Genomic DNA, 24,595 nt, shown 5'->3' with positions numbered 1-24,595 from the left:
CTCCTCCACCGCCCGGACGTAGCGGCGGCGCGTCTGCATGTAGGCGCCCAGCATCCACGCCCCGACGGGCGCCGGCGGAGCGCAGACGCTCGCTGCGGTCGGCGGTCCGCGCGCTGGTCGCCCCGGCGCCGGTCGCGGCGCTGCTGTTCGCCGTCCTCGCGCTGATCGCGGACGGGACGTTCGGCCGCGGCGACCGCGCCGATCTCGCGCTGTACGTGACGGCGGTGGTGTTCCTCGCGGCGGGCGGCGCGGTGGCGGCGCTGGGCGAGCTGCCGGGGACGGAGCCGGTGTCGGTTCCGGCGCCGGTCGGGCTCCTGTTCCAGGGGCCGCGCACGGCCGACCCGTCCGCGGCGCGGGGCCTCGGCCTCGCGATCGCCGGGGCGTCGCTGGCCGTCGCCGCGGTCGTGGCGGTGGCCCGGGTCCACACGGCGGAGCTCGGCGGCGGGGACGCGGGCTACGGCGCGCTGCTGACCGGGTTGACGGCGGGGCTCGGCTTCGGCGCGTTCCTCGGTCCGCGCGTGCTCGGCCCGTTCAGCCGCCGCAGGCTCCTCGGCCTCGCGGTGATCGCCGCGGCGCTGGCGCTGGTGGTGCTGTCCCTGGTCCAGAACCTGGTCGTGGTGGTGGTCGCGGCGGCGGTGCTGGGCGTCGCGGCGGGCGCGGCCTGGTCGACGGGGGCGGCGGCGCTGGCCGACCCCGACGCGCCCGGCGAGGGTCCGGACGCGGATCGTCCGGCCGCGTTCCTGCGCTCGGTGGCGCTGGTCACCGCGCTGGTGGTGGTCCTGGCCGTCCCGCCGCTGGCCGGGGCGATCGGCTCGCGGCGGCTGTCGCTCGGCGGCGGCGACTACGACTTCGACGGGACGGGCGCCGCGCTGCTGATCGCGGGGCTGCTGGCGCTGCTGGCGGGGCTGCTGGCGTTCCGCCGGCTGGATGACCGGCACGGCATCCCCCTGGTCGCCGACGTCCGCGCCGCGCTGGACGGGCGCGTCTACACCCCGCCCGAGGAGGCCGCCGTCGATGACCGGGTGGTCGCCCGGCGGAACCGCGGCGTGTTCATCGCGTTCGAGGGCGGCGAGGGCGCGGGCAAGACGACGCAGGCGCGGCTGGCCGCGATCTGGCTCCGCGACCACGGCTACGACGTCGTCTCCACGCACGAGCCCGGCGCCACGAAGATCGGCATGCGGCTGCGCGCGATGCTGCTGGACCGCGACACCACCGGGCTGTCGGACCGCGGTGAGAGCCTGCTGTACGCGGCGGACCGCGCCGACCACGTCGCCAACGTGATCAGGCCCGCGCTGGAGCGCGGCGCGATCGTGGTCAGCGACCGGTACATCGACTCGTCCCTCGCCTACCAGGGCTTCGGCCGCGGGCAGGACGTCGACGACATCGCCCGCGTCAACGCCTGGGCGACCGGCGGCCTCGTCCCCGACCTGACCGTCCTGCTGGAGGTGCCGCCGCGGACGGGCCTCGGCCGGCTGTCCGCGCCCGCCGACCGGATCGAGTCCGAGCCGCAGGAGTTCCACGAGCGGGTCCGGGCGGGGTTCCGCGCGCTGGCCGAGGCCGATCCCGACCGCTACCTCGTGCTGGACGCGAGCCGCCCGCAGGGCGAGCTGAGCCGGGAGATCCAGTACCGCATCCGCGAGATCCTGCCCGACCCGGTCCCGGCCGGGACGGAGGACGTCACCAGCACCTTCCCGGCGATCAAGGACGTCTGACGGCCGGGGACGCCGTAGCCTTTCAGGCATGAGCGTGTGGGATGACCTGGTCGGCCAGGAGCCGGTCGTCGCGCAACTGTCGGCCGCCGCGGACGGGGGCGGCGGGAGCGGCGGCGCGGGGAAGATGGCGCACGCCTGGCTGTTCACCGGGCCGCCCGGGGCGGGCCGCACCACCGCGGCGCGGGCGTTCGCGGCGGCGCTCCAGTGCGCCGAGACGCCGCGCGGCTGCGGGCACTGCGCGTCCTGCCACCAGGTGCTCCAGGGGACGCACGCGGACGTGGAGGTCGTCCGTCCGGCGGGGCTGTCCTACGGCGTGCGGGAGACCCGCGAGCTGGTGCTGCGGGCGTCGTCGTCGCCGAGCGGGGGGCGCTGGCAGATCGTCCTGTTCGAGGACGCCGACCGGGCGACGGAGGCCGCGGCGAACGCGCTGCTGAAGGCGATCGAGGAGCCCCCGCCGCGGACGGTGTGGCTGCTGTGCACGCCGTCGCCGGACGACCTGCTGGTGACCATCCGGTCGCGCTGCCGGCTGGTGACGCTGCGGACGCCGCCGGTCGCGGCCGTCGCGGACGTGCTCGTCCTGCGCGACGGGGTCGACCGGGAGACCGCGGACGTGGTGGCGCGGGCGGCGCAGGGCCACATCAGCCGGGCGCGGCGGCTCGCGACCGACCCGGAGGCGCGCCGGCGGCGGGCGGAGGTGCTGGCGCTGCCGCGCCGGCTGACCTCGGTGGGTCCGGCGGTGGCGGCGGCGGAGACGCTGGTGAAGGCCGCCGAGGCGGAGGCGAAGGTCCAGACCGAGGAGCTGAACGAGAGCGAGACGTCCGCGCTGCGGCAGGCGCTGGGGGAGAGCGCGAAGGGGCGGATGCCGCGCGGCACGGCGGGGGCGCTGAAGGAGCTGGAGGACCGGCAGAAGTCGCGGGCGACCCGGGTGAAGCGCGACGCGCTCGACCGCGCGCTGCTCGACCTCGCGTCCTACTACCGGGACGTACTGGCGCTCCAGCTCGGGGCGGGCACGGAGCTGGTGAACACCGATCTCGGCGCGGAGCTGCGGTCGGCGGCCGCCGCGGGACGCCCGGAGGGGACGCTCCGCCGGCTCGACGCGATCATGGAGTGCCGGGAGCGGCTGGAGGCGAACGTGAACCCGCTGCTCGCCGTCGAGGCCCTCACGCTGGCCCTCCGCACCGGCTGACCGGCCGTCGCCTGGCTTCTAGGACTTGATGACCTTGCCGTTCGCGGCGTCGATCGTCACCGGGTGCTTGGAGTCGCCCGCGCCGCGCAGGTCGCCCTCCCAGACGGTGGTGCCGCCCTTCTCGTCGAGGTTCAGCTCGGTGATCCAGGTGTTCGGCGCGGCGGTGCGCATCCGCTGGGCGGCGGCGCGGTAGTCGAGCTTGGCGGCCTTGACCGCGGCCTGGTTCTCGCTCTTGCCGGACGCGTCCTGGCTCTTGGCCTGGTTGCCGGTGACCTGCCCGCCGTCCGGGCTCAGGGTGAGGACGCGCTCGGTGCCGTCCGAGCCGACCAGGTTCGCGCTCCAGCCGTTCTGGTTCGACTCGATGGCCGTCAGGGTCGACCCGGGCACGGCCTTCCGCGCGGTCTCCCCGGCCCGTTCGAGCAGACCGGAGGCGGTGGGGAACCCCGAGCCCGGCGTGGCGGACGAGCCGACCGCGTTCCCGGACGAGGCGGTGGTGTCGGGGGCGTCCGGGCTGACGTTCCGGTCCCGCTGACCGCTCGTGCACGCGGTCAGGGCCAGGGAGGCGGCGAGTGCCGCTGCGATGAGTCTCACTCCCGTGCCATGCCCCTGATCGGAGGGGTAAACGTGATGCGCTCGGCACGGACGTCCAAAATCTCGGTGCGGGGCGGTTCCCGGGGGCGGGGAAGTGGGAGGGGGAGTGCGAGGGGGTTGGAGGGGCGACTTACAAGAGCTGGTCCTATTCGTTACATTCCCGTAGGCGTCTCTCAACAAGAACACAAGTAGCGTCTCCTGGCTAAGCCACCCAACCCGGGCAAGCTCCCCCCACGGCCAGGAGGTCTGCCTTGCGGCGCGCCCTGATATCCGCCGCGTGCGCCGTCGTCACGACGACGCCGCTCGTGTACCCCGCTTCCGCGGCTCCGAGCGAGCCCCAGAAGAAGGGTGAGCTCTCGGAATACGTCGTCCTCTACAGGGAGGGCGTCTCCCTCGGCCGGGCCCACGCCGCCGTGAAGGCGGTCGGCGGCTCGATCGTCCACGAGAACAAGGACGTGGGCGTCGCCACCGTCCGCACGCGCAACCCCGCGTTCGTCACCGACGCGACGGCCCAGCGCGCGCTGGACGGCGTCGCGCACAACCGCGTCATCGGCGAGGCGCCCAAGGCCCCGAAGAAGGCCGCCACCGCCGTCGAGCGGACCGCGGGGACGCAGGGCAAGGTCGCCCCGACCGGCAAGCCCACCAAGGACGCGGACCCGCTCGCGGACCTCCAGTGGGACATGAAGCAGATCCACGCGACGACGACCGGCTCGTACAAGACCGAGCCCGGCGACAAGCGCGTGCTCGTCGGCGTCCTGGACACCGGCGTCGACGGGAACCACCCCGACGTCAAGCCGAACTTCAACAAGAAGCTCAGCCGCAACTTCACCACCGACATCCCGACCGATGCCGACGGCAACGAGCTCGACGGCCCCTGCGAGTTCAAGTCGTGCGTGGACCCGGTCGACTGGGACGACAACGACCACGGCACGCACGTCGCGTCCACCATCGCCTCGCCGCGCAACGGGCTCGGCATGGCGGGCGTCGCCCCCAAGGTGTCGCTGGTCAACATCCGCGTGGGCCAGGACTCCGGGCAGTTCTACCTCCAGCCGACCGTGGACGGCCTGACCTACGCCGCCAAGATCGGCGTGGACGTCGTCAACATGTCGTACTACATCGACCCCTGGCTCTGGAACTGCGCGAACAACCCCGCGGACAAGCCCGCGGACCAGCTCGAACAGCGCACGATCATCAAGGCGACGCAGCGCGCGCTGGACTTCGCGCACGAGCGCGGCGTCACGCTGGTCTCCGCCGCGGGCAACGACCTGGTCGACTACACCAAGACCAACGTGGACGACACGAGCCCGGACTTCCCGTCCGTGCCGGGTGAGAAGCCCTACGAGCGGACCGTCCCGGCGAGCTGCGTGTCGATGCCGTCCGAGGGCGACCACGTCATCCCGATCTCGGCGACCGGCCCGAGCGGGCGCAAGTCGTACTACAGCAGCTTCGGCAACGGGTACGTCGCCGTCGCGGCCCCCGGCGGCGACAAGGTGGACGCGCCCGACGGCAAGCCGGACGACCGCCGCGGCATCTGGGCCGCCTACCCCGCGCGCCTCGCCAAGGAGCGCGACGAGCTCAACGCCGACGGCACCCCGAAGGTGTCGTACCTGATCCGCAGCTGCAACGGCGCCAAGTGCGCCTACTACCAGTCGATCCAGGGCACCTCGATGGCGTCGCCGCACGCCGTCGGCGTCGCCGCGCTGATCGTCAGCAAGTACGGCAGGCCGGACCGCAAGCGCGGCGGGCTCACGCTCGACCCGTCGTTCGTGGAGCGCGTGCTGCGCGGCACCGCCACCGCCAAGCCCTGCCCGAGCCCGAACACCGTCCAGTACGTCTGGTACCGGCTCACCGACGGCGAGTGGGTGAAGCACACCTCGACGCAGACCTGTGAGGGCTCCAAGGAGCGCAACGGGTTCTTCGGCAACGGCATCGTGGACGCGCTGCACGCCGTCCAGCGCTGACGTGTAGCACCGCACCGACGCGGACCCCGACCGGACGACGGTCGGGGGCCGCGTTCGTGTCACGCGAATCGGTCGAGGGGCGGAAGCAACCTGGAGGGGCCGGTGGCGTCTCTGGGACATGGAGACTGAAACGGTGTCCGCTCAACATCCGCCCGGAGAAGCGGCGGAAGCGACGGCGGACGAGAAGGCCGGCGACGCGACGTCGATGGTCACCGAGCTCTACCGGGGGCACGCACTTGGGCTGATGCGTCTCGCCCTCGTGATGGTGGGCGACCGGGGAACGGCGGAGGACGTCGTCCAGGAGGCGTTCGCGGGCCTGTACCGGCGCTGGTCGCGGCTGCGCGACCGCGAGCGGGCCCTGGTCTACGTCCGCTCGGCGGTCCTGAACGGGTCGCGGACGGCGCTGCGGCGGCGCCGGAGGCCGTTCCGGGCCTTCCACCAGCCGCCGGAGTGGTCGGCGGAGGCCGCGGCGATGGTCGGCGAGGACAGGCGGGAGGTCCTGCGGGCGCTGCACCGGCTGCCCGCCCGGCAGCGCGAGGCCCTGGTGCTGCGCTACTTCTGCGACCTGTCCGAGGAGGAGATCGCCGGCGCGATGCGGGTGAGCCGCGGCACCGTCAAGTCGACCATGTCCCGGGCGATCGCCGCGCTGGGCCGGATGCTGGAGGAGGAGCAGTGAACGCGACCGAGGAGCGTCTCAGGGACGCGCTGGAAGCCGTGGGCGGGACCCTCGGTCCCGAGGACGTCCCCGCCCCGAGGTTCGCGGACGGGCCTGTCCGCGCACGGCGCGCGGGCGGCGGCCTGCGGCGTCCGATGCTCGTGGCGGCCTCCGTCGCGGCGGCCGCCGCGGTGGCGGTGGGAGGCGCGGCCGCGGGCGGCGTCCTCGGCGCCGGGAAGGGAGCGAGGCCGATGTCATCCGCGTCCGCGGACAAGACGTCGCCGCCCGGATCCGGAGGGCCCGTCATCGTGGTGAAGCTCTGCGCGCGCACGTCCACCAACGCGAGCTGCGACCGGCGTGACGTGACGGCCGCGCAGAGGCAGGCGCTGGCGGGCCGACTGCGCGACAGGGGGGACGTCAGGGACGTGTCGTACATCTCGAAGGCCCAGTCGTACGAGTACTCCAAGAAGAGGCTCAAGAAGTATGGACCCTGGCATGACGGTCCCGTGGGCGACGCGGCCGACATGTTCGAAGTGACGATGCGGGACGGCGTCGGCGCCCGGGGCGTCATAGTGGCCGTGCTGGGCCGCCCAGGCGTGGACACGGTGCTCACGGTGCGGTCCTGACCTCAGGACGAGCGGATCCGAGGCGCGCGATCGTCCTCGGGCATGATGGGGGCATGCCGTACCGAGTCACGTTCGTCTGCACCGGCAACATCTGCCGCTCCCCGATGGCCGAGTGGATCCTGCGCCACCACGTCGCGGAGGAGGGGCTGGACGTGGAGGTCGACAGCTCGGGCACGGGAAGCTGGCACGTGGGCGACGACGCCGACTCCCGGACCGTCGAGGCGCTGCGCCGGGCGGGCTACCGCTCGGCGCACGTCGCGCGGCAGTTCGAGGCGGACTGGTTCGACCGCTACGACCTGATCCTGGCGCTGGACCGCGGCCACCTGCGGGCCCTGCGGTCGATGGCGCCGGACGAGGAGGCGCGCGGCCGGGTCCGGCTGCTGCGGGAGTTCGACCCGGCGGCGGGCGCCGACCTCGACGTCCCCGACCCCTACTACGGGGACCACGCCGACTTCGACGAGGTCCTGGCGATGGTCGAGGCGGCGATGCCGGGCCTTCTCGCGGAGATCCGGACTGGTCTCAAGGCCGCCTGACGCATGGCGCGGCGGGACGGCGGACAGGCGTCCCCGGACGGCGGGCAGGCGCCGGAAGCGCGGATCGAACGGCTGCTCGGGGCCCGGGTCGAAAGGCTCGACGACCTGGGCTCCAGCCACTCCTGGACGCTGCACCGCGCGGCCCTCGCGGACGGCCGCGAGGTCTTCGCCAAGATCGCGCACAACCGCTCGGGGGTCTTCGCGGCGGAGGCCGCGGGGCTGCGCTGGCTGGCGGAGGCCGGGGACGGGGCGCCCGTCCCCGAGGTCCTCGGCGCGGATGACCGGCTGCTCGTCCTGCCTTGGATCCGGTCAGGCGGGGCCACGCGGGACGCCGCCGAACGCCTCGGCCGCGAGCTGGCGCTGCTGCACACTGGCGCCCGCCCGGACGCGTTCGGGGCGCCGTGGGACGGCTTCATCGCCGACCTCCCGCTCGACAACACGTCCGACGCGGGCCCGTGGCCCCGCTGGTACGCCGAGCGGCGCCTCGAACCGTACCTGCGCCGCGCCGCGCGGCACCTCTCCGCGGACGGCGTCCGCCTCGTCGAACGCGTGCTGGCGGACATCGACGAGCTGGCCGGGCCGCCGGAGCAGCCGAGCCGTATCCACGGGGACCTGTGGTCGGGGAACGTCCTGTGGACGGACGCGCGGGCACTGCTGATCGACCCGGCCGCGCACGGCGGGCACCGCGAGACCGACCTCGCGATGATGGCGCTGTTCGGCACGCCGCACCTCGACCGGATCATCGCCGCCTACGACGAGGCCGCGCCGCTCGCGGACGGCTGGCGGGCCCGGATCCCCCTGCACCAGCTCCACCCGCTGCTCGTCCACGTGGTCCTGTACGGCGGCTCGTACGGCTCGTCCGCGCTGGAGGCCGCCCGGGCCGCGCTCGCCGCCCGGCCCTGAGCGGCATATCGGGTGTCGAAGTGATAACTCCGCATTCATGGCTGTTTGACGTCGGGAAGATGAGATAGAAACGACGGGTCAGAACGGGATCTTCGGGAAGGGGCGCTGGGCGACCCGATGGACAGGGAACCGGCTTCGAGGTCACTGGTCGGCGCGGCGTGGAGGAGCCTCATCCCGGTCAGCGTCGCCGCCGGGGTGGCGCTGTGCATCGGCGGCGGCGCGGACGTGCTGCACCACCGCGGCCGCGGCGAGCACAAGGAGCACGCTGCCAAGCCCGCCGCCAGGAGCGAGCAGACCTCGCCGCGGTTCGTCGTCGGCGTCCGCAGGGGCGGCACCGCGCTCGTCGTCCGCGACGTCCGCGGCGGCGCCGATGTCGGCCTGCCCGTCGCCGCGCAGCCCGGACGCCTGTTCCAGCGCGTCTCCGCCTTGAAGGACGGCTCGTACGTCGTCGCGTCCTACGCCGCCCGGAAGGTCACGTTCCAGCGTCTCGAACTGAAGGCGAGCGGCGAGCCGAAGGCCCTGAAGGACCTGCCGAAGGCCGCGGTGCCCGGCATTTCCGCCCCGTACTCCGACCTCGCCACCGGCCCCGACGGCGAACGCGTCGCCTACGTCACCTACAGGGGCACCGCCGGCCGCGTGGACGTCGTCTCCACCCGGACGGGTGCCCGCAAGACGTGGACGACGAAACTCCCCGCCCGCATCAGCAGCCTCTCGTGGAACGGTGACACGCTCGCCTTCGTGTGGAGTCCCCTCGGCAGGACGACGGGACGGCACCAGGTCCGCGTGCTCGACACCCGCCTCCCCTCGGGCGACCTCAAGGTGAGCAAGGCCGTCCTGAGCCTCCCGAAGGGCGCCGCCACCGCCGTCCTGGGCCGGGACGGGCGGACGGTCGTCGCGGGCCTGGCGGGCAACGGCCAGATCGTCCTGCAGAGCTACTCGATCGACACCCGCAAGCCCGCCCGCGTCGTCGCCCGGCAGGCGTCGAAGGGCTCCGTGGCGCGCCTCGACGCCGACCACACGGGCACGCACCTGCTCGTCTCCGCCGGCGACGGCCGCCTGTACGCGGGCGGCGCCGCGATCCCGGGCGCCGACCTCGCCGACGCCGCCTGGTAAGGACGCCGCCGGAAAAGCGAAGCCTCACCGGCAGCGCCTAGAGTGGGGCGGACGGAACCGGGCGAACGGAGCGAAACCGTGGGCATGGTGATGGCAGTCAGCTTCACCCGGTACGGCCGCCTGTACTACCTCGACCCGGGGCCGCACACGCCGAAGGTGGGCGACAAGGTCCTCGTCCCCACCGAGTCCGGGCCCGAGGTCGCCGAGTGCGTCTGGGCGCCGCAATGGGTCTCGGACGAGATCGGGAACCTGCCCGAGTGCGCGGGCCCCGCCACCGAGGAGCACCTGGCCCGCGACGAGGCCAACCGGCGGCGCCGCGCGGAGGGCCGGTCGATCGCCAAGCGGCTGATCCGCAAGCACGAGCTCCCGATGAAGGTCATCGGCGTCGACTACCTCGACGCCGACAACGTCTTCAAGATCTACTTCTCGGCGCCGCACCGGGTCGACTTCCGCGCCCTGGTCCGCGACCTCGCCCGCGGCATCAAGGCCCGGGTCGAGCTCCGCCAGGTCGGCCCCCGCGACGAGGCCCGCCTCCAGGGCGGCATCGGCCCCTGCGGCCGCGACCTGTGCTGCGCGACGTTCCTGAAGGACTTCGAGCCCGTCTCCGTCCGGATGGCGAAGGAGCAGGACCTGCCCGTCAACCCGCTGCGCATCGCCGGCGCCTGCGGCCGCCTGATGTGCTGCCTGAAGTACGAGCACCCGCTGTACATGGAGTTCAAGGAGAAGGCGCCGCGGCTCGGCTCCCGCGTCAGCACCCCCGAGGGGGACGGCCAGGTCATCGGCTACAACGTGCCCGGCGACCGCATCACGGTGAAGGTCGGATCGCGGCGCTGCTCCTGCCCGTCCGCCTCCGTCTGCTCCCCCCGCCAGCAGCACGACGCCGCCTACGGCACCACCGACGAGCCCACCTGACCCGTCCGCGAGTGCCTATAAATCGGTTGGTGGACGTCGAAGCCGCGACCTAATGTTCCTGGGACGCGTCCCTGGGGAGATCCACATGAACGGAACGGTTCGGCGGCTCGGGCCGGACGACATGGCGGCGTGCCGGCGGCTGGCCGTCGGCCGCGACTGGGGGCCCGAGGAGCACAAGTGGGGGCTGCTGTTCGCGATCGGCGCCGTCTACGGTCTCGACGCCCCCGACGGCGACGGCCTCGCCGGGACGGTCGTGGCCACCCCCTACGGACGGGACGTGGCGGCCATCAGCATGGTCCTCGTCGCGGAACGCTACGAACGGCAGGGGCTCGGCGGACGGCTCATGCGCCACGCCATCGAGCACACGGACACGGCGAGCTTCTGCCTCACGGCCACGCCCTACGGACGTCCGCTGTACGAGCGGCTGGGGTTCCGCTCACTGTGCCGGTGCACGACCTACACCGGAGTGGCGCACGGCCTGCCGGACGGATCCGCGTCCGCCCCGGCGGAGCCCGCGGACTTACCGGACATCCTCGCCCTCGACACCGACGTCTTCGGCGCGCCCCGGACGGCCTTGATCGAGCGCTTGCCGTCCTTCTGCGAGCGGTTCCGGGTCGTCCGGGACGCGGCCGGGCTCCGCGGCTTCGCGGGTGCCTGGCGCAATGACGAGACGGTCGTGGTGGGGCCCGTCATCGCGCGCGACCCGAAGACCGCCCTGACCCTCGTGGAGGAGACGGCCCCGCCCGGGGAGAAGCTGAGACTCGACATCGACCACCGGCACCCGGAACTGTTCGCCTGGGCGGAGGACCACGGCCTGCGCCCCGCGTTCTCGACCACGATCATGGAGTACGGCGCGCCCGTCCGGAACGATCCGGAACGCCTGTTCCTTCCCGTAGCGCAGGCCCTCGGCTGAGCCCCGGCGGCCACCCCGCGCGGGGCGGCCGCCGGGGACGTCTCAGGCGGCGACGGGGCGCTCCACCGGCGCGCGGTCCGGCTCGGACGGCTCGGACTGCTCCGTGCGCGGCCCCGGCAGCGCGTACCGGAAGATTTTCTTCCAGGTGCTCGTGACCTGCTTGGACAGCGACCCGGTGTGGTACGGCAGGTCGTACTTCTCGCACAGCGCCCGCACCCGCGGCGCGATCTCGGCGTAGCGGTTGCTGGGCAGGTCCGGGAACAGGTGGTGCTCGATCTGGTGGCTGAGGTTGCCCGTCATCAGGTGGAACAGGCTCCCGCCGGTGATGTTCGCCGACCCGAGCAGCTGCCGGACGTACCACTCGCCCTTCGTCTCGCCGTCCAGCCGCTCCTCCTCGAACACCTCGATGTCGCCCGGGAAGTGCCCGCAGAAGATGATCATGTGGGCCCAGACGTTGCGGAGCGCGTTCGCGGTGAAGTTCGCGGACAGCGTGGACAGGAACTGCGGCCCGCTGAGCAGCGGGAACGCCAGGTAGTCCTTGCCCCACTGGCGGCGGATCTTGCGGCCGATCGCGCGCAGCTTCGCCCGCGTCTCCTCCGGGTCGTTCGTCCCCGCGCGGATCTTGTCGATCTCCAGGTCGTGCAGCGCCACGCCGTACTCGAAGAACATCGCGAGCAGCGCGTTGTAGACCGGCTGCGGGATGTTCGCCCAGTGCCACTCCTGCTCCGGCGTGACGCGCAGGATCCCGTAGCCGACGTCCTTGTCCTTGCCGAGGATGTTGGTGAAGGTGTGGTGGACGAAGTTGTGCGAGTGCTTCCACTGCTCGGCGGGGGAGACGTTGTCCCACTCCCAGGTCGTCGAGTGGATCTTCGGATCGCGCATCCAGTCCCACTGGCCGTGCATGACGTTGTGCCCGATCTCCATGTTCTCCAGGATCTTCGCGACGGCCAGCGTCGCGGTCCCGGCGATCCAGGCGGGCGGCAGCGACGACCCGAGCAGCACCGCGCGGGCCGCGATCTCCAGGCCGCGCTGGACGCGAATGATCCGGTGGATGTAGGCCGCGTCCCGCTCACCGAGATCGTCCACGATCTCCTCGCGCAGCGCGTCCAGCTCGGTGGCGATCGCCTCGTAGTCCTCGGGCGTCAGGTGGTCCGTCGTAGAGGTCATCGTCGTGTCCCCTTTCAGAGTTCGATGTCGACCGGGCCGGCGGCGGCCGAGACGCACGTCTGGATGATCTGGCCTTCCTCTCCATGCACCTCTCCGGTGCGGAGATCCCGGACCTGTCCGGAGCAGAGGCGGCCGACGCAGCTGTAGCAGATGCCCATCCGGCAGCCGCTCGGCAGAAGCGCACCTGCGCTCTCGCCCGCCTCCAGCAGCGGAGTGCTCCCGTCCGCCTCCACCTCGACGTCGCTCTTCGTGAACCGGACGCGTCCGCCCTCGCCGCCCGCCACCGGAGCCAGGCGGAAACGTTCCAACCGGAGCCGTCCGTCCACCCCGGCGTCCGTCCAGTGCGCGGACGCGTCGTCGAGCATCCCGGCGGGCCCGCAGGCCCACGCCTCGCGCTCGGCCCAGTCGGGACAGATCGCGTCCAGCTCGGCCGGCGCGAACCGCCCGTCCCTTCCCGTGTGCCGTTCATGGAGGGTCAGCCCGGGGAGCCGCTCCCCGAGCGCCCGGAGTTCGGCGCCGAAGATGACGTCCTCCTCCGTCCGCGCCGAGTGGACGAGCACGATGTCCGCGCGCGACCCCTCCTCGGCGAGATGCCGGAGCATCGCCATGACCGGCGTGATGCCGCTGCCCGCGGTGAGGAACAGGAGCCGTTCCGGGAGCTCCGAGGGCAGGATGAAGTCGCCTTCCGCGTCCCCCAGCCGGATGATCGTGCCGGGCTTGACCTCGTTCACGAGGTACGCGGAGACGAAGCCGTCCGGGCCGGCCTTGACGGTGATGGTGATCCGCCCGTCCGGCCGCGGCGGGGACGACAGGGAGAACGTCCGCCAGTGGCGGACCCCGTCGATGTCCACGCCGACCTTGACCCACTGGCCCGGCAGGTGCCCTCGCCATGCCGGACCCGGGCGGATCACCAGGGTCGCCGTCCCCGGCGTCTCGTGCCGGACCGCCTCGATCCGTCCCCGCGGTTCGGCGGTGGACCAGAGCGGGTTCAGCAGGCCGAGGTAGTCCTCTGGAAGCAGCGGCGTGGTCAGGAGCCGTGCGGCGGCGGCGAGCCGCTGCCGCCGTCCCGCACCGGCCCGTCCCGGCCGCCGCGCGATCGCGTGCGGACTGGTCAAGGATGCCTCCCGGATACGTTCTAACCTACGGGCACGTAACCTACGGTTACGTAACTTGAGGGAGACCTTCAAGACCTCACGGACAAAAGCGACAGGCATCACACCATCGCACGATGTCCCATAAGAAGCTGTAACGCTGCCTGACAAACCGCCCGGCCGGCTTTATCCGCCCCCGAGCGCCCGCCCACCCGAAAGCCGCCCCCGCAGCACCATCACAGCCTCGGCGAACCCTTGAGGTGCCCCCAAATCCCTTCGGCACACCTCACCAAGCCGATTAGCAGTACGACCCGCTCCAACGGCGGGGATCGTGCGGACCGATGCCATCGGCCCGCACGTGCCGGGCCCCGGCGAACGCCTGCGCACTGAGGCCAGGCTGGGAGAGGTCAGGTGCGTGCGCGTGCGTCTTCGAGGGCGGTCTTGTACTCGTCGAGCCACTCTGCGCCGGCCTGGTCGACGGGGATGTTCCTGAGGCCTTCGTCCAGCAGCGCCGCGGCGTCGGCGTACTCGCCCAGGTCGCGATGAACCACGCCGATGTTCAGCTGGAAGAACGGCGTGCTGTACCAGTACACCGGCGGCGGTGGCTCGACGCCGTCCGCGGCCCGCTCGGCCGCCTGGTCCAGCAGACGCCGCGCCTGATCGACCTGGCCGAGCGCGGCAAGTCCCTGCGCCGCCTGCAACCGATCGTAGGTCTGCTGGACGGGATGGACGCCCGGCGTCGCCATCGCCGCGCCCGCCGCCCGCACGACGGCTCGCGGACGGCTCCGCTGGCGGGCGACGTACCCGCGGAAACTCGTCGCCACGGCGGCGACCGTCCCGTCATCGAACTCGTCCGCCAGTTCCTCGCCGTCGCCGAACAGCGCGAGCGCCTTCGCGTCCTGCCGGAGCGCCGCGTGCAGCCAGCCGGCGTAGACCGTCCACTCGGCCACGATGCGGCCGAGCCGATCGCGCAGCGGCCCGGTGGCCCCGCGCAGCATGGCCGTGATGGCATCGAGCTGCCCCGCGACGGGCGCCAGCAGTGCCGCGGGCCCGACCACGTCCTCAAGCCGCCGCTGCCCGGCGAGGACCGTGGCGAGGGCGTCCAGCGCGCTCGCATCGAGCCGTGCCGGGCGCGCCGCCACCAGCGTGAGCCGCTCCTCGTCGTCGTCCGTCACCGTCCCGGCGAGCTCCCAAGTGACGTTCGCCTCGTGTCCGCCGAAGAGCGCGGCTTCGGGGTGGCCGGTGGCGCGGGCGTAGAGGGCGCGGTAGCGGGGGCTGGGCGTCCACTTGCCGGACTCCCACTGCTTGATCTGGTCGGTCAGGCTGGCGACGTGGGGGAGCCCGGGCAGGTCACGCGGGTCCGCGGCGGCGCGCAGGCGGCGGGCCATCTCGGCGCGCGACCAGTACGGCGGCGCTTCCCGGACCTCGCGCAATCGGGCACCGACGGTCCGCTTGCCGAGAGCCATGCACCGCTCCGTCCGACGCGTTGAGGGAGGGAGGCGCCCTCCCCTTCCCTCCCCAATCATCCCCCTGCCCTGGTCTTCCCGCACGGGATTCACTATCTGTGACGGAGCGTGCGCGGACCGGATGCGCGCATTGAACGAGACGGCCCCGGCGCGGTGCGCGAACGCCGCGCCGGGGCCTTGATCCGACAGTGGAGGTCGGACCCGTGGAACAGGCTACGCACGGTCAGGGCCGTCTTGCCGCGCTCGCCGCACATCTCGCGGCGCATCGCCTTGACGTCGACCTCACCGGACGCGGGTTGCGGGTCAGCGACCCTCGGGCGCCGGGGTGCTGCGAGCACGCGCGCGAGGCGGCGGACACGATCACCTGCCGGGCACGTGCGGAGGACGACGGCGCGCTGTGGTTCTACACCAGCTGGCAGGAGCCGATCGCGCAGGCCGACAGGGTGACCGAGGCGACGGTGTTCATCCTCGGCTACCTCGCGCGGGCGGCGGAGGGCGCGCGATGACGCCGTGGGCGGCGGCCGACATCGACCCCGACCACGCTGTGGCGGAGCTGCGCCGCAGGTTCCCGGGCGTCTGCGCGTGGCTGGGCGAGTTCACCGGGAGCTGGTGGGCGGTGTTCCGCGATCGTTCGGGACGCCATCGGCTGCTGGAGGCGCCCACGCCGCAAGCGCTCGGACGTCTGCTGGACGAGGCCGGCCTGCGCCGCCGCGCCCCCGTCCCGCATGCGCGAACAGGTGCGGCGACCCGTCGCGGAACCGGTTCGCGGGCGGCGCCGCGTCCCGTGGAGCGGCGAGGACGGCATGCGGCCCGAGCGCGCCGAGGATGGGGCTTTCTCGCCGTCCGCTGACACGGCCATGGGCGGTGGGGGCGTCGTCGCGGTCATGGGCGGCGTTTTCGGACGTCCGGGGCCATCTCGGGATGGGTGGTGTCGTAGTGGTGCCGGTGCTGGGTGATTTCGGCCCGGGCGCCGATCGCCCAGGTGCCGAGGCCGGTCAGGGCGTCCACCAGCGTGTCGCCGAGCTCGGTGAGCGCGTACTCCACGCGCGGCGGGACGGTCGCGTGCACGGTGCGGGTGAGCAGGCCGTCGCGTTCGAGTTGCCGCAGGGTCAGGGTGAGGATGCGCTGGGAGATGCCCGCGACGGCGCGGTGCAGCTCGCCGAAGCGCAGGGTGCGGCCGTGCAGCTGGCCGATGACCAGGACGGTCCACTTGTCGCCGACGAGCGACAGGATCTGGAGCACCTGCCGGCAGGCCTCCTCGTCGGTCTCGGGGCGGGACATCGTCCCCGGTGTGGCCAACGGTTACCTCCGTGTGCGTCTCCGACATGAATGTGCCGTCTTGATCATCTTTGTCGCGGTGGCGAAGCATGGGCGACGGATGAAGCGTAAGGAAGGACGTGGTGCTGGTGAAGACGCTCGTTGTCGTCGGCGCGGGCCCGGGGCTGGGCATGGGGGTGGCCCGGGCGTTCGGGCGGAACGGCTTCCGGGTCGGGCTGATCGCTCGCACTCCGGAGAAACTCGGCGCTCTCGTACGCGAACTCGCCGGGCTCGGCATCACCGCGGCCGCGTTCCCGGCCGACATCAGAGATCGGGTTGCGCTTACGGACGCCCTCACCGCGGTGAAGGAGAGGTGGGGGCCGATCGATGTGCTGGAGTACAGCCCCAGTCCGACCGGGCCTATCACCAACGCCGTGGACAGCACGGTCGACTCGGTTACCGCTCAGTTCGAGTTGCATGTCCTAGGGGCGGTGACCGCCGTGCGTCACGTCCTGCCGGATCTGCGGGCTCGCGGTGGGACGATCCTCCTGACGACCGGTGTCTCGTCCACTGTGCCTGCGCCGTTCCTGGCGAACGTGGGTCTCGCCATGTCCGGACTGCGGAACTGGGCGCACACTCTTCACGCCGAGCTGAAACCGCATGGCGTTCACGTGGGCACGGTGACGATCGCGTTGGGGATCGTCCAGGGCGGTGGTGAGGGCGACCCCGATGCCATCGGTGCCCGGTACTACCGGATGCACGAGCAGCGAGACCGGGTGGAGGAGGTCATCGGCGATCTGGACGCCTTCCGCGCGCTGGTCGCCCAGCATTCGGCCGGTCTCCCAGGCTGAAGGCGAGACGGGCCGTCCCGCTGCCCTCCAATGGGACAGCGGGATCCCCACGGGTGGTCTCTAGAACTTCGTCTTCGGACGGTCTTGCAGGACGCCATCGACGAAGATGTCCACCTTCTCGCTGTAGAAGCAGATGAGGCCGGCTACGCGGCGGCTCTCGTCCAAAGGAGTCGGATAGGACCAGGCCAGGTCTTCCCGGAGCGACTCACCGGTGCGGACGGACCAGTACTCCGCAGTGCCCTTGTAGGGGCAGTGGGTGACAGTGTCAGTGTGCTCAAGCAAGTCCATGCGGACGTGGGTCTTCGGCAAGTAGTAACGCACGGGTAGGCCCGTCTCGAACAGGAGGCGGGGACTGGACGACTCGGCCACCGTGACACCGTCCACCTCGACGCGGACGTTGCGGGAGCTGGGGAGGATGTCGATGCGCGCGTACGGGCTCCGCGGGTGGACGAAGACCTCCTCGTCCTCCTCGAACCAGGCGTCCATGGCGTCCCACTCCAGGCGGACGAGGTCGCGGAGCTCCTCGACGGGGGAGTCGGCGTACCTGACGGCGGCGCCGGGGGCGTCCTTCCCGTCCACCTTCACGGTGTAGGCGGTCGCCTCCCCTCGGCTCGGTGAACGCTGGCCTGGGCCGTCCTCCACGAGTTCGGCGCGGACGTCGTCCACCGGGATGTAGTAGGTGGGGTAGTAGGGGGCTTCCCAGACGAGGGACGGCGTCGTGGTGTCCGCCACGAGGTTGCCGCCGAGGTAGGCCCTGACACGCTTGGCGCTCTGCTCGATACGGATGCGCGTCCGCTTGGAATCATGAGATTCGCCCATGTCCGGGCAACAGCCTCCGAGGTGCGGCTATTTCACGGGAGAGGCGGCGGGATGCGGCCAATCCGATGACCTGCCCGTCTTCGGGCGTCCTGTCACATCCGTCCCGGCTCTCTCATGTGATTCTCATTTTCGCCTCACGCGAGCCCCAGACGCGCCCACCAGCCTCTTCCCATGAATTGGCCGTTCCAACGCCGCGCGTTGCTGGTCAACGGCGCGCTCGGCGTGCTGCTGGCCGGCGGGGCCGGCATCGCATATCTCACCCTCGGTGACGGAGGTGACGGGGCCTCCGCGGCCACTCGGGTCTCCCAGGTGGCGCGCGGCACGGTCGTCTCGTCGGTGTCGGCGTCCGGGTCGGTGGAGAGCGCCAAGAGCCGCTCGCTGTCGTTCGGCGCGTCCGGCACCGTCGCCAAGATCTACGTCAAGGCAGGCCAGAAGGTCACGGCGGGGGACGTCCTCGCGAAGCTCGACCAGACGGAGGCCCTGGAGAGCGTCGAGGCGGCGCGGGCGAACCTCGCGGTCGCGTCGGAGGGGGACACTACCTCCGAGAAGGGCTACGCCAGCTACATCCAGGCCAAGAACTCCTACAACTCCGCCCTGCGCTCGTACCAGGGGACGGTCCTCAAGGCGCCGTTCAGCGGGACCGTGACAACGATCAACGGGACCGTGGGCGGGAGTTCAAGCGGCTCAGGCTCGTCGTCGTCCGGCTCCGGTTCCTCCGGGTCGTCCGGCTCGTCCGGTTCCAGCGGGTCGAGCGCCGGTGGCGCCGGCGGGTCATCCTCCGGATCCTCATCCGGGACGAGTTCGTCCTCGGGGTTCATGGAGCTGGTCGACACCAAGCACCTGCAGATCGAAGGCCAGTTCACCGAGGCCGACACGACGAAGCTGAAGACCGGGCAGACCGCGTCGGTGACGTTCGACGCCCTCACCGGGACGACCGCCACCGGCAAGGTCACCGCGGTCGGGCTCTCGCCGACGACCACGGACAACGTCGTGAAGTTCCCCGCGACGATCACCCTCACCAAGATCCCGTCGGGGGTCCGGCTCGGCCAGACGGCGACCGTCGAGATCACCGTCGCCAGGGCCGAGGACGTCCTGTACGTGCCGAGCGCGGCCGTCCGGACCGCGGGCGGGCAGAGCACCGTCACCGTCGTCCGCAACGGCAAGCAGGAGACCGTGCAGGTCGAGGTCGGTGTCAAGGGCGACCAGGGCACCGAGATCAAGTCCGGCCTGAACGAGGGCGACCAGATCGCGGTCACCTCGACCACGTCCGGAACGACCGGTAACACCGGGCAGCGCAACGGCTTCCCGGGCGGCGGGGCACCCGGCGGCACCGGCCGCGGCGGGCTGGGCGGCGGCGGAGGCCGTCCGTGACCCAGGGCCTGGCCGCGCCCGTCCTCGACGTGCGCGCGGTGACGAAGGTGTACGGCTCGGGTGACACCGCCGTGCACGCGTTGCGCGGGGTCTCGCTCACCGTCGAACGCGGCGACTACGTCGCGATCATGGGGGCGTCCGGCTCCGGCAAGTCCACGCTGATGAACATCATCGGCTGCCTGGACGTGCCGAGCGGCGGCCACTACCTCCTGGACGGCATCGACGTCGTCGGCCTGGACGAGCGCCGCCTCGCGATCCTGCGCAACCGCCGGATCGGGTTCATCTTCCAGTCGTTCAACCTCATCCCGCGGATGTCCGCGCAGGCCAACGTGGAACTGCCGCTGGCCTACGGGGGCGTGAAGGGCGCCGAGCGGCGGCGCCGCGCACTCGCCGCGCTGCGCGAGGTCGGGCTCGCCGACCGCACCCGCCACGAGCCGAACGAGCTGTCCGGCGGGCAGCAGCAGCGCGTCGCCGTCGCCCGGGCCCTCGTCACCGCGCCGACACTGCTGCTCGCGGACGAGCCGACCGGCGCGCTCGACAGCGGCTCCACCACCGACGTCCTCGGTGTCTTCGACCGGCTCAGCCTCGCCGGCCGCACCATCGTCGTGATCACCCACGAGGACGACGTCGCCGCGCACGCCAAACGGGTCGTCCGCCTCGTGGACGGACGCGTCGTCGAGGACTCCCGGCGCTCTCCGGTGACCGGCCCGCCGCCCGCGGTGGCATGGACGACGGACGGCGCCCGGTGAGCCCCCTGGAAGTGCTGCGGTTCGCGCTGCGCGGACTGTCGGCGAACAAGCTGCGCAGCTCGCTCACCACCCTCGGCATCCTCATCGGCGTCGGCGCGGTGATCCTGCTCGTCGCGGTCGGCAACGGCTCGTCCGAGCAGATCAAGAAGAGCATCCAGCGGCTCGGCGCCGACTCGCTGACCGTCACCAAGTCGACGACCGGAAGCGGCGGCGGACGCGGCGGCTTCGGCGGACCCGGCGGCGGGTTCGGCGGACCGGGCGGCGGGTTCGGCGGCAACCAGACCGGCCAGTCCAGCGGCCCCCGCACGCAGGCCCACGACCTCACCGCCGCGGACGCCGCCGCGCTCGTCGGCTCGCCCGACACCCCGTCGGTGAAGAGCGCGTCCCCCGTCGTGACCAGCCAGTCAGTGACCGCCGGATACGAGGGGACCAGCGCGACGATCAGCCAGTTCGTCGGCACGACCCCGACCTACTTCGCCGCCGCGAACAAGACCGTGGCCAGCGGCAGCGCCTTCACCAGCGAGGACGTCGCGACCGCCGCCAAGACCGTCGTGCTCGGCAGCACGACCGCCTCCGACCTGTTCGGACGGGTCAGCCCGATCGGCAAGAAGATCGACGTCGGCGGCATCCGGTTCACCGTGACCGGCGTCCTGAAGGCGACCGGCTCGTCCTCGTCCAGCTTCTCCGACCCCGACAGCATCGCGATCGCGCCGCTGGCCGCCGTCCAGCAGAGCCTCACCGGCTACGGCGGCCTCGACCAGATCATCGTCCAGGCCACGGACAGCGACGCGGTCGACGCCGCCCAGGCCGAGATCACCCAGGTGCTCGGACAGCGCCACGACGTCGCCTCGTCCGGCGCGGCGGACTTCACCGTCTCCAGCCAGGCGAGCATCCAGACGGCGGTCACCGAGTCGAACAAGACGTTCACGGTGCTGCTCGGCGCCGTCGCCGCGATCAGCCTGCTCGTCGGCGGCATCGGCATCACCAACATCATGCTGGTCACCGTCACCGAGCGGACGCGGGAGATCGGCATCCGCAAGGCCATCGGCGCGCCGCGCGGCGCGATCCTCGGCCAGTTCATCGCCGAGGCGACCGTGCTCAGCCTGATCGGCGGCGTCCTCGGCGTCGTCGCGGGCGTGGTCGGCAGCCTGTTCACGATCGTCGGCGTGAAACCGGTGCTGGTGCCGTCGTCGATCGTCCTGGCGCTGGGCGTGTCCGTGGTGATCGGCCTGTTCTTCGGCAGCTACCCGGCCAACCGCGCGGCCAAGCTGCGCCCGATCGAGGCGCTCCGGCATGAGTGAGCGCGAGCGAGGGAGGACCGCGTGAACGCGAGAAGGCGCGGCAAACGCGGCACACAGTCACCCCCACCGACCCCACTGACCCCCACAAACCCACCGACCCCACCCACGGGCCCAAGCACCCCACCACCCTCACCAACCCCGAGCGGCCCCGCAGGCCCGAGCGGCCCAGCGGACGTGAGCAGCCCAGCGCACGCGGACGGCCCGCTGGCCTGGGCAGGCGAGGGCGTCCCACCAAATCCAGTCGCCCCAGCCTCGGCAGGCCTAAACAACCCGGCGCCCACACCAACCCCGAACACCCCACCGCCCCCACCAGACCAGGACGGTCCAGCACCCTCGCCAGGCCCGGGCATCCCAGCGGGTTCGGCAGGCCTGGGCGATCCAGCGCCCTCGTCAGGGCTGGGTGGTTCGGCAGGTTCGGACGGCTCGTTGCGCTCGGCGAGGTCTGAAGATTCGTTTGGGCGGTTTGGGGCGGGTGCTCGGGGAGGGGTGGGGGGTTCGTCCGGTCGGGTGGGTCCTTTGCCTGAGCGGCCGATGGGGGATGCTGAGCTGCTCGCCAGCTCGCCGTTCGACGAGGACCTCGACTCCGAGCTGGCGGCGCAGCCGCAGAAGCGGTCGCTGCCCGGCCCGACGCTCTACCTGTGCGCCGGTCTGATCCTCGTCGCGGGCTTCCTGGCGGGCGTGCAGGCGCAGAAGTGGTCATCGGACGACTCGGGATCGGGGCCGTCCGGCGCGGGAGGCCCCGCTGCGGCCGGAGGCTACGGCTCCAGGACGGGCGGGCGCGCCCCCGGCGGTTACGGCGGCATGCCGGGGATGCCCGGTATGGGCGGACAGCCCGGCGGCACCAACGGCCAAGGGGCTGGTGGTACCGGGAACGGTCAAGGGGCCGGCGGGAGTGGGGCGAGCGGTCAGGGGCCCGGCGGCATGGCCGGGGGCTCCGCGGGCGGCGCGACCATCGGCACGATCACCAAGATCGAGGGCAGCACGATCTACCTGCGCACCACCTCCGGCCAGACCGTGAAGGTCAAGACGAGCGGCGCCACCAAGGTCCGCGTCACCAAGGACGGCAAGCTCAAGGACCTCGGTTCGGGCACCACCGTCATCGTGCGCGGCAGCACGGGCCAGGACGGCACGGTCACCGCGACCACCGTCAACCAGGGCACCGGACGCTGATCGGCGAATGAGGAGACGATGAACATGGACAGAGCGAGCGCGGGACGCGTGCTCGGCGGTGTGGCCGTCGCGGGAGCACTGCTGTTCACCGGCGCCTGCGGTGGCGGGGACGACAAGGCGAACGCGGGCGCGTCCCAGGCCGCCGGATCCGACCCGATGGCGGCGTACCGGGCCTGCTTGCAGAAACAGGGCGTTACGTTGCCGAGCCGGGGACCGGGCGGGGGCAATCGTCCCAGTGGCGCGCCCACGGGCCGTCCGAGCGGCGCCCCCAGCGGCGCCCCCAGCGGTGCGCCCAGCGGTGCGCCGACCGGGCGTCCGAGTGGTGTCCCCAGTGGTAGGCCGAGCGGCGCGTTCACCGGGCGTCCGACGGACCGTCCCTCCAGGTCGGCGGCTGAGCAGAAGGCCATGCAGGCCTGCGCGTCGCTGGCCCCGCAGCGCGGGCAGGGCGGCGGTGGCTACGGCGGCGGGCAGGGCGGCCCGCCCGGCGGCGGCCCCGGTGGCCGGCAGGGCGGAACCTCGGGCTCCTGAGGACCAGGGCGGCCACCCTTCGGCCGCCCGGCGAGAGCGCCGGCCTTCGTCCCCCTTTGGCCGGCGCTGGGATGGGGCCCGTGCGGGGTGTGCGGGCCCCATCCCCATGCAGGGCCGCGCCGCTCTCATCCGGTCACCTCCTGGGTGGTGGCCGGGGCGGTCTTGTTCCTGCGAGGGAAGGCCAGGACGGGGATCAGGGCGATCAGCAGGACCGCGGCCGTCCACCAGAACGTCTCGCCGAAGGCGTTGGCGAGCAGCTCGGGTGTCCGGGCGGTGTGCTGGGCGGCGGCTTCCCTGAGGTTGCCGCTGGCGCCGGGGATCTCGTCCCGGATCGCGAGCTGGAGCACGACGGCGGTCAGGGCGGTGCCGAACGAGCTGCCGACGCGGATCAGGACGTTCGCGCCGGTCGTCGCCGCGGGCATCGCCTCGCGCGGCAGGCCCTGGTAGCTCATCGCGAGCAGGGCCGGCGCGATCATCCCGTGGCCGAACCCGACGACGAGCGTCGCGCCCATGATGACGGCGCGGCCGGTGTCCGGGCCGAGCGTGGTGAGCGCGAGCGTTCCGGCGAGAACGGTCAGCACGCCGGTCGCCGCGATCCAGCGTCCGCCGAACCGGTCGGCGAGCCGTCCGGAGACGAGCATCGTGGCCATCGCGCCGAGGCCGAGCGGCGCGAGCAGCCAGCCGGCGTCCAGTGCCGAATCGCCCCGGACGATCCCCGCGAACAACGGAATCAGGATCATCACCCCGAACACGGCCGCGCTGTACAGGAAGAAGCCGCCGGTCGCGAGGGTGAACGCTCGCGTGGTCAGCTTCCGCACGTCGATGAGCGCGCCGTCGCCCTTGTGGACGGCGTGCGCCACGAACGCGGCCACCAGCACGGCGCCCGCGATCACGCTCGTGAGGAAGCGCGCGCCGGTGAGGCTCGCCCCGTTCCCGGCCTGGGACAGCCCGTAGACGAGGGCGGCGAGGCCGGGGGAGATCAGCAGCATGCCGAGGACGTCCAGCCGGGCGTCCGCGCTCCGCTCGGTGTCGCGCGGCAGCATCCGCACCGCAGCCAGCAGCGCCACCGCGCAGAACGGGACGTTGACGAAGAACATCCAGCGCCAGCTCAGATGGTCGACGATCACGCCGCCGAGCAGCGGCCCGAGGACCGGGGCGAGCATCGCGGGCACCGAGACGACGCTCATGACCCGGCCCATCCGGTCGGGGCCCGCCTCGCGGACGAGCATCGTCTGCCCGATCGGCATCAGCATCCCGCCGCCGAGGCCCTGGACGACGCGGAACGCGATGAGCGACGGGACCGACCAGGCCAGCCCGCACAGCAGCGAGCCGCCGATGAACAGCCCGAGCGAGACGAGCCACATCGTCCGCGCGCCGAACCGCACGACGGACCAGCCGGTCAGCGGGATCGCCATGGACAGCGCCAGCGTGTAGCCCGTCACGACCCACTGGATGGTCGAGAGGGAGGAGCCGAAGTCCTCGCCGAGCCTGCTCAGCGCGACGTTGACGATCGTGCTGTCGAGCACCGTCATGATCGCGCCGAGCACGACGACGATCGCGAGATTGCGCAGGTGCGGGTCGATCCGCCTGTCGTCCGTCGGAGCCGCGGTCTGTGCGGTCGTCATCCGGTCTCCTCGTTCCGTACGCTGTATCGGCAACACCGTACACCGTATCGCTCGATCCGTACAGCGTATCGATACGGTGTATCGCGTAGGCTGCA

25 protein-coding genes are annotated in these 24,595 nt (G+C 72.4%); 18 read left to right on the top strand and 7 right to left on the bottom strand.

The genetic code is table 11. The features are described 5' to 3' along the window. Window positions 1–1,712: dTMP kinase (gene tmk / locus E1300_RS03250; RefSeq protein ID WP_131755340.1), on the top strand; the 1,712-nt coding region annotated here is incomplete at its 5' end. Between the two features lie 28 nt (window positions 1,713–1,740). Continuing rightward, window positions 1,741–2,898 (top strand): DNA polymerase III subunit delta', encoded by a 1,158-nt coding sequence (locus E1300_RS03245; RefSeq protein WP_131755339.1) that lies wholly within the window; start codon window positions 1,741–1,743, stop codon window positions 2,896–2,898. Between the two features lie 18 nt (window positions 2,899–2,916). Here the strand turns inward: E1300_RS03245 and E1300_RS03240 are convergent, their stop codons facing one another. Beyond that, window positions 2,917–3,489 (bottom strand): PepSY domain-containing protein, encoded by a 573-nt coding sequence (locus tag E1300_RS03240; protein ID WP_131755338.1) that lies wholly within the window; start codon window positions 3,487–3,489, stop codon window positions 2,917–2,919. A 251-nt stretch (window positions 3,490–3,740) separates the two neighbouring features. On the opposite strand from E1300_RS03240, the gene E1300_RS03235 reads away from it, so the two are divergent. The 8 genes from E1300_RS03235 to E1300_RS03200 all read left to right on the top strand — a co-directional run bounded on the left by E1300_RS03235 (window position 3,741) and on the right by E1300_RS03200 (window position 11,105). Further along, window positions 3,741–5,450 (top strand): S8 family peptidase, encoded by a 1,710-nt coding sequence (locus E1300_RS03235; protein ID WP_131755337.1) that lies wholly within the window; start codon window positions 3,741–3,743, stop codon window positions 5,448–5,450. A 133-nt stretch (window positions 5,451–5,583) separates the two neighbouring features. Then, on the top strand, window positions 5,584–6,126 hold the full coding sequence (locus E1300_RS03230) for a SigE family RNA polymerase sigma factor (RefSeq protein WP_242618916.1): 543 nt from the start codon (window positions 5,584–5,586) through the stop codon (window positions 6,124–6,126). Next, the gene (locus E1300_RS03225) at window positions 6,123–6,731 is read left to right on the top strand and encodes a permease-like cell division protein FtsX (RefSeq protein ID WP_131755336.1); all 609 of its coding nucleotides are present in this window, start codon (window positions 6,123–6,125) and stop codon (window positions 6,729–6,731) included. The genes E1300_RS03230 and E1300_RS03225 overlap by 4 nt, the downstream gene beginning before the upstream one ends. A gap of 53 nt (window positions 6,732–6,784) precedes the next feature. Beyond that, the gene (locus E1300_RS03220) at window positions 6,785–7,264 is read left to right on the top strand and encodes a low molecular weight protein-tyrosine-phosphatase (protein WP_131755335.1); all 480 of its coding nucleotides are present in this window, start codon (window positions 6,785–6,787) and stop codon (window positions 7,262–7,264) included. 3 nt (window positions 7,265–7,267) lie between these two features. Further along, complete coding sequence (locus E1300_RS03215; RefSeq protein ID WP_131755334.1) at window positions 7,268–8,167, top strand: fructosamine kinase family protein; 900 nt, start codon at window positions 7,268–7,270, stop codon at window positions 8,165–8,167. 117 nt (window positions 8,168–8,284) lie between these two features. Beyond that, entirely contained in the window at window positions 8,285–9,280 is a 996-nt protein-coding gene (locus E1300_RS03210; protein WP_131755333.1) for a TolB-like translocation protein, read from the top strand. An 84-nt stretch (window positions 9,281–9,364) separates the two neighbouring features. Next, window positions 9,365–10,192, top strand: a complete 828-nt coding sequence (locus E1300_RS03205) for a PSP1 domain-containing protein (RefSeq protein WP_131755357.1) — start codon at window positions 9,365–9,367, stop codon at window positions 10,190–10,192. An 85-nt stretch (window positions 10,193–10,277) separates the two neighbouring features. Continuing rightward, window positions 10,278–11,105 (top strand): GNAT family N-acetyltransferase, encoded by an 828-nt coding sequence (locus E1300_RS03200; protein WP_131755332.1) that lies wholly within the window; start codon window positions 10,278–10,280, stop codon window positions 11,103–11,105. Window positions 11,106–11,147: 42 nt separating this feature from the next. Here E1300_RS03200 and E1300_RS03195 read toward each other — a convergent pair whose 3' ends face one another. From E1300_RS03195 to E1300_RS03185, 3 genes are all read right to left on the bottom strand, one after another. Then, window positions 11,148–12,272, bottom strand: coding sequence for a fatty acid desaturase family protein (locus tag E1300_RS03195; protein WP_131755331.1), 1,125 nt, complete (start codon window positions 12,270–12,272; stop codon window positions 11,148–11,150). Between the two features lie 14 nt (window positions 12,273–12,286). Beyond that, a complete protein-coding gene (locus E1300_RS03190; protein WP_242618915.1) occupies window positions 12,287–13,387 on the bottom strand; it encodes a ferredoxin reductase in 1,101 nt (366 codons plus the stop codon). A 383-nt stretch (window positions 13,388–13,770) separates the two neighbouring features. Continuing rightward, window positions 13,771–14,829, bottom strand: coding sequence for a helix-turn-helix domain-containing protein (locus E1300_RS03185; protein WP_131755329.1), 1,059 nt, complete (start codon window positions 14,827–14,829; stop codon window positions 13,771–13,773). Between the two features lie 203 nt (window positions 14,830–15,032). Here E1300_RS03185 and E1300_RS03180 point away from each other — a divergent pair, with 203 nt between their 5' ends. Beyond that, entirely contained in the window at window positions 15,033–15,335 is a 303-nt protein-coding gene (locus tag E1300_RS03180) for a hypothetical protein (protein WP_131755328.1), read from the top strand. After that, entirely contained in the window at window positions 15,332–15,679 is a 348-nt protein-coding gene (locus tag E1300_RS03175) for a hypothetical protein (RefSeq protein ID WP_131755327.1), read from the top strand. The genes E1300_RS03180 and E1300_RS03175 overlap by 4 nt, the downstream gene beginning before the upstream one ends. 32 nt (window positions 15,680–15,711) lie before the next feature. Here E1300_RS03175 and E1300_RS03170 read toward each other — a convergent pair whose 3' ends face one another. Further along, window positions 15,712–16,110 (bottom strand): winged helix-turn-helix transcriptional regulator, encoded by a 399-nt coding sequence (locus E1300_RS03170; RefSeq protein WP_131755326.1) that lies wholly within the window; start codon window positions 16,108–16,110, stop codon window positions 15,712–15,714. 116 nt (window positions 16,111–16,226) lie between these two features. On the opposite strand from E1300_RS03170, the gene E1300_RS03165 reads away from it, so the two are divergent. Beyond that, window positions 16,227–16,937: an SDR family NAD(P)-dependent oxidoreductase gene (locus E1300_RS03165; protein WP_207399446.1), complete on the top strand. Its 711-nt coding sequence runs from the start codon at window positions 16,227–16,229 to the stop codon at window positions 16,935–16,937. 60 nt (window positions 16,938–16,997) lie between these two features. Here the strand turns inward: E1300_RS03165 and E1300_RS03160 are convergent, their stop codons facing one another. Next, on the bottom strand, window positions 16,998–17,756 hold the full coding sequence (locus E1300_RS03160; RefSeq protein WP_131755325.1) for a DUF427 domain-containing protein: 759 nt from the start codon (window positions 17,754–17,756) through the stop codon (window positions 16,998–17,000). Between the two features lie 171 nt (window positions 17,757–17,927). On the opposite strand from E1300_RS03160, the gene E1300_RS03155 reads away from it, so the two are divergent. The 5 genes from E1300_RS03155 to E1300_RS03135 all read left to right on the top strand — a co-directional run bounded on the left by E1300_RS03155 (window position 17,928) and on the right by E1300_RS03135 (window position 22,875). Beyond that, a complete protein-coding gene (locus E1300_RS03155; protein ID WP_131755324.1) occupies window positions 17,928–19,127 on the top strand; it encodes an efflux RND transporter periplasmic adaptor subunit in 1,200 nt (399 codons plus the stop codon). Then, complete coding sequence (locus E1300_RS03150; protein WP_242618914.1) at window positions 19,124–19,876, top strand: ABC transporter ATP-binding protein; 753 nt, start codon at window positions 19,124–19,126, stop codon at window positions 19,874–19,876. The genes E1300_RS03155 and E1300_RS03150 overlap by 4 nt, the downstream gene beginning before the upstream one ends. Continuing rightward, window positions 19,873–21,177: an ABC transporter permease gene (locus E1300_RS03145; RefSeq protein ID WP_131755323.1), complete on the top strand. Its 1,305-nt coding sequence runs from the start codon at window positions 19,873–19,875 to the stop codon at window positions 21,175–21,177. Before E1300_RS03150 ends, E1300_RS03145 begins: the two co-directional genes overlap by 4 nt. A 531-nt stretch (window positions 21,178–21,708) precedes the next feature. Next, the gene (locus E1300_RS03140; protein WP_131755322.1) at window positions 21,709–22,347 is read left to right on the top strand and encodes a hypothetical protein; all 639 of its coding nucleotides are present in this window, start codon (window positions 21,709–21,711) and stop codon (window positions 22,345–22,347) included. A 24-nt stretch (window positions 22,348–22,371) separates the two neighbouring features. Beyond that, window positions 22,372–22,875 (top strand): hypothetical protein, encoded by a 504-nt coding sequence (locus tag E1300_RS03135; RefSeq protein WP_131755321.1) that lies wholly within the window; start codon window positions 22,372–22,374, stop codon window positions 22,873–22,875. 125 nt (window positions 22,876–23,000) lie between these two features. Here the strand turns inward: E1300_RS03135 and E1300_RS03130 are convergent, their stop codons facing one another. Continuing rightward, window positions 23,001–24,500, bottom strand: a complete 1,500-nt coding sequence (locus E1300_RS03130; protein ID WP_165502654.1) for a DHA2 family efflux MFS transporter permease subunit — start codon at window positions 24,498–24,500, stop codon at window positions 23,001–23,003. Window positions 24,501–24,595: the final 95 nt, after the last annotated feature.

The organism is Actinomadura fibrosa (assembly GCF_900659615.1).
Classification (GTDB): Bacteria; Actinomycetota; Actinomycetes; order Streptosporangiales; family Streptosporangiaceae; genus Spirillospora; species Spirillospora fibrosa.
Note: the sequence above shows the minus strand (reverse complement) of the source record. Positions and strands in the feature narration are given on the sequence as shown.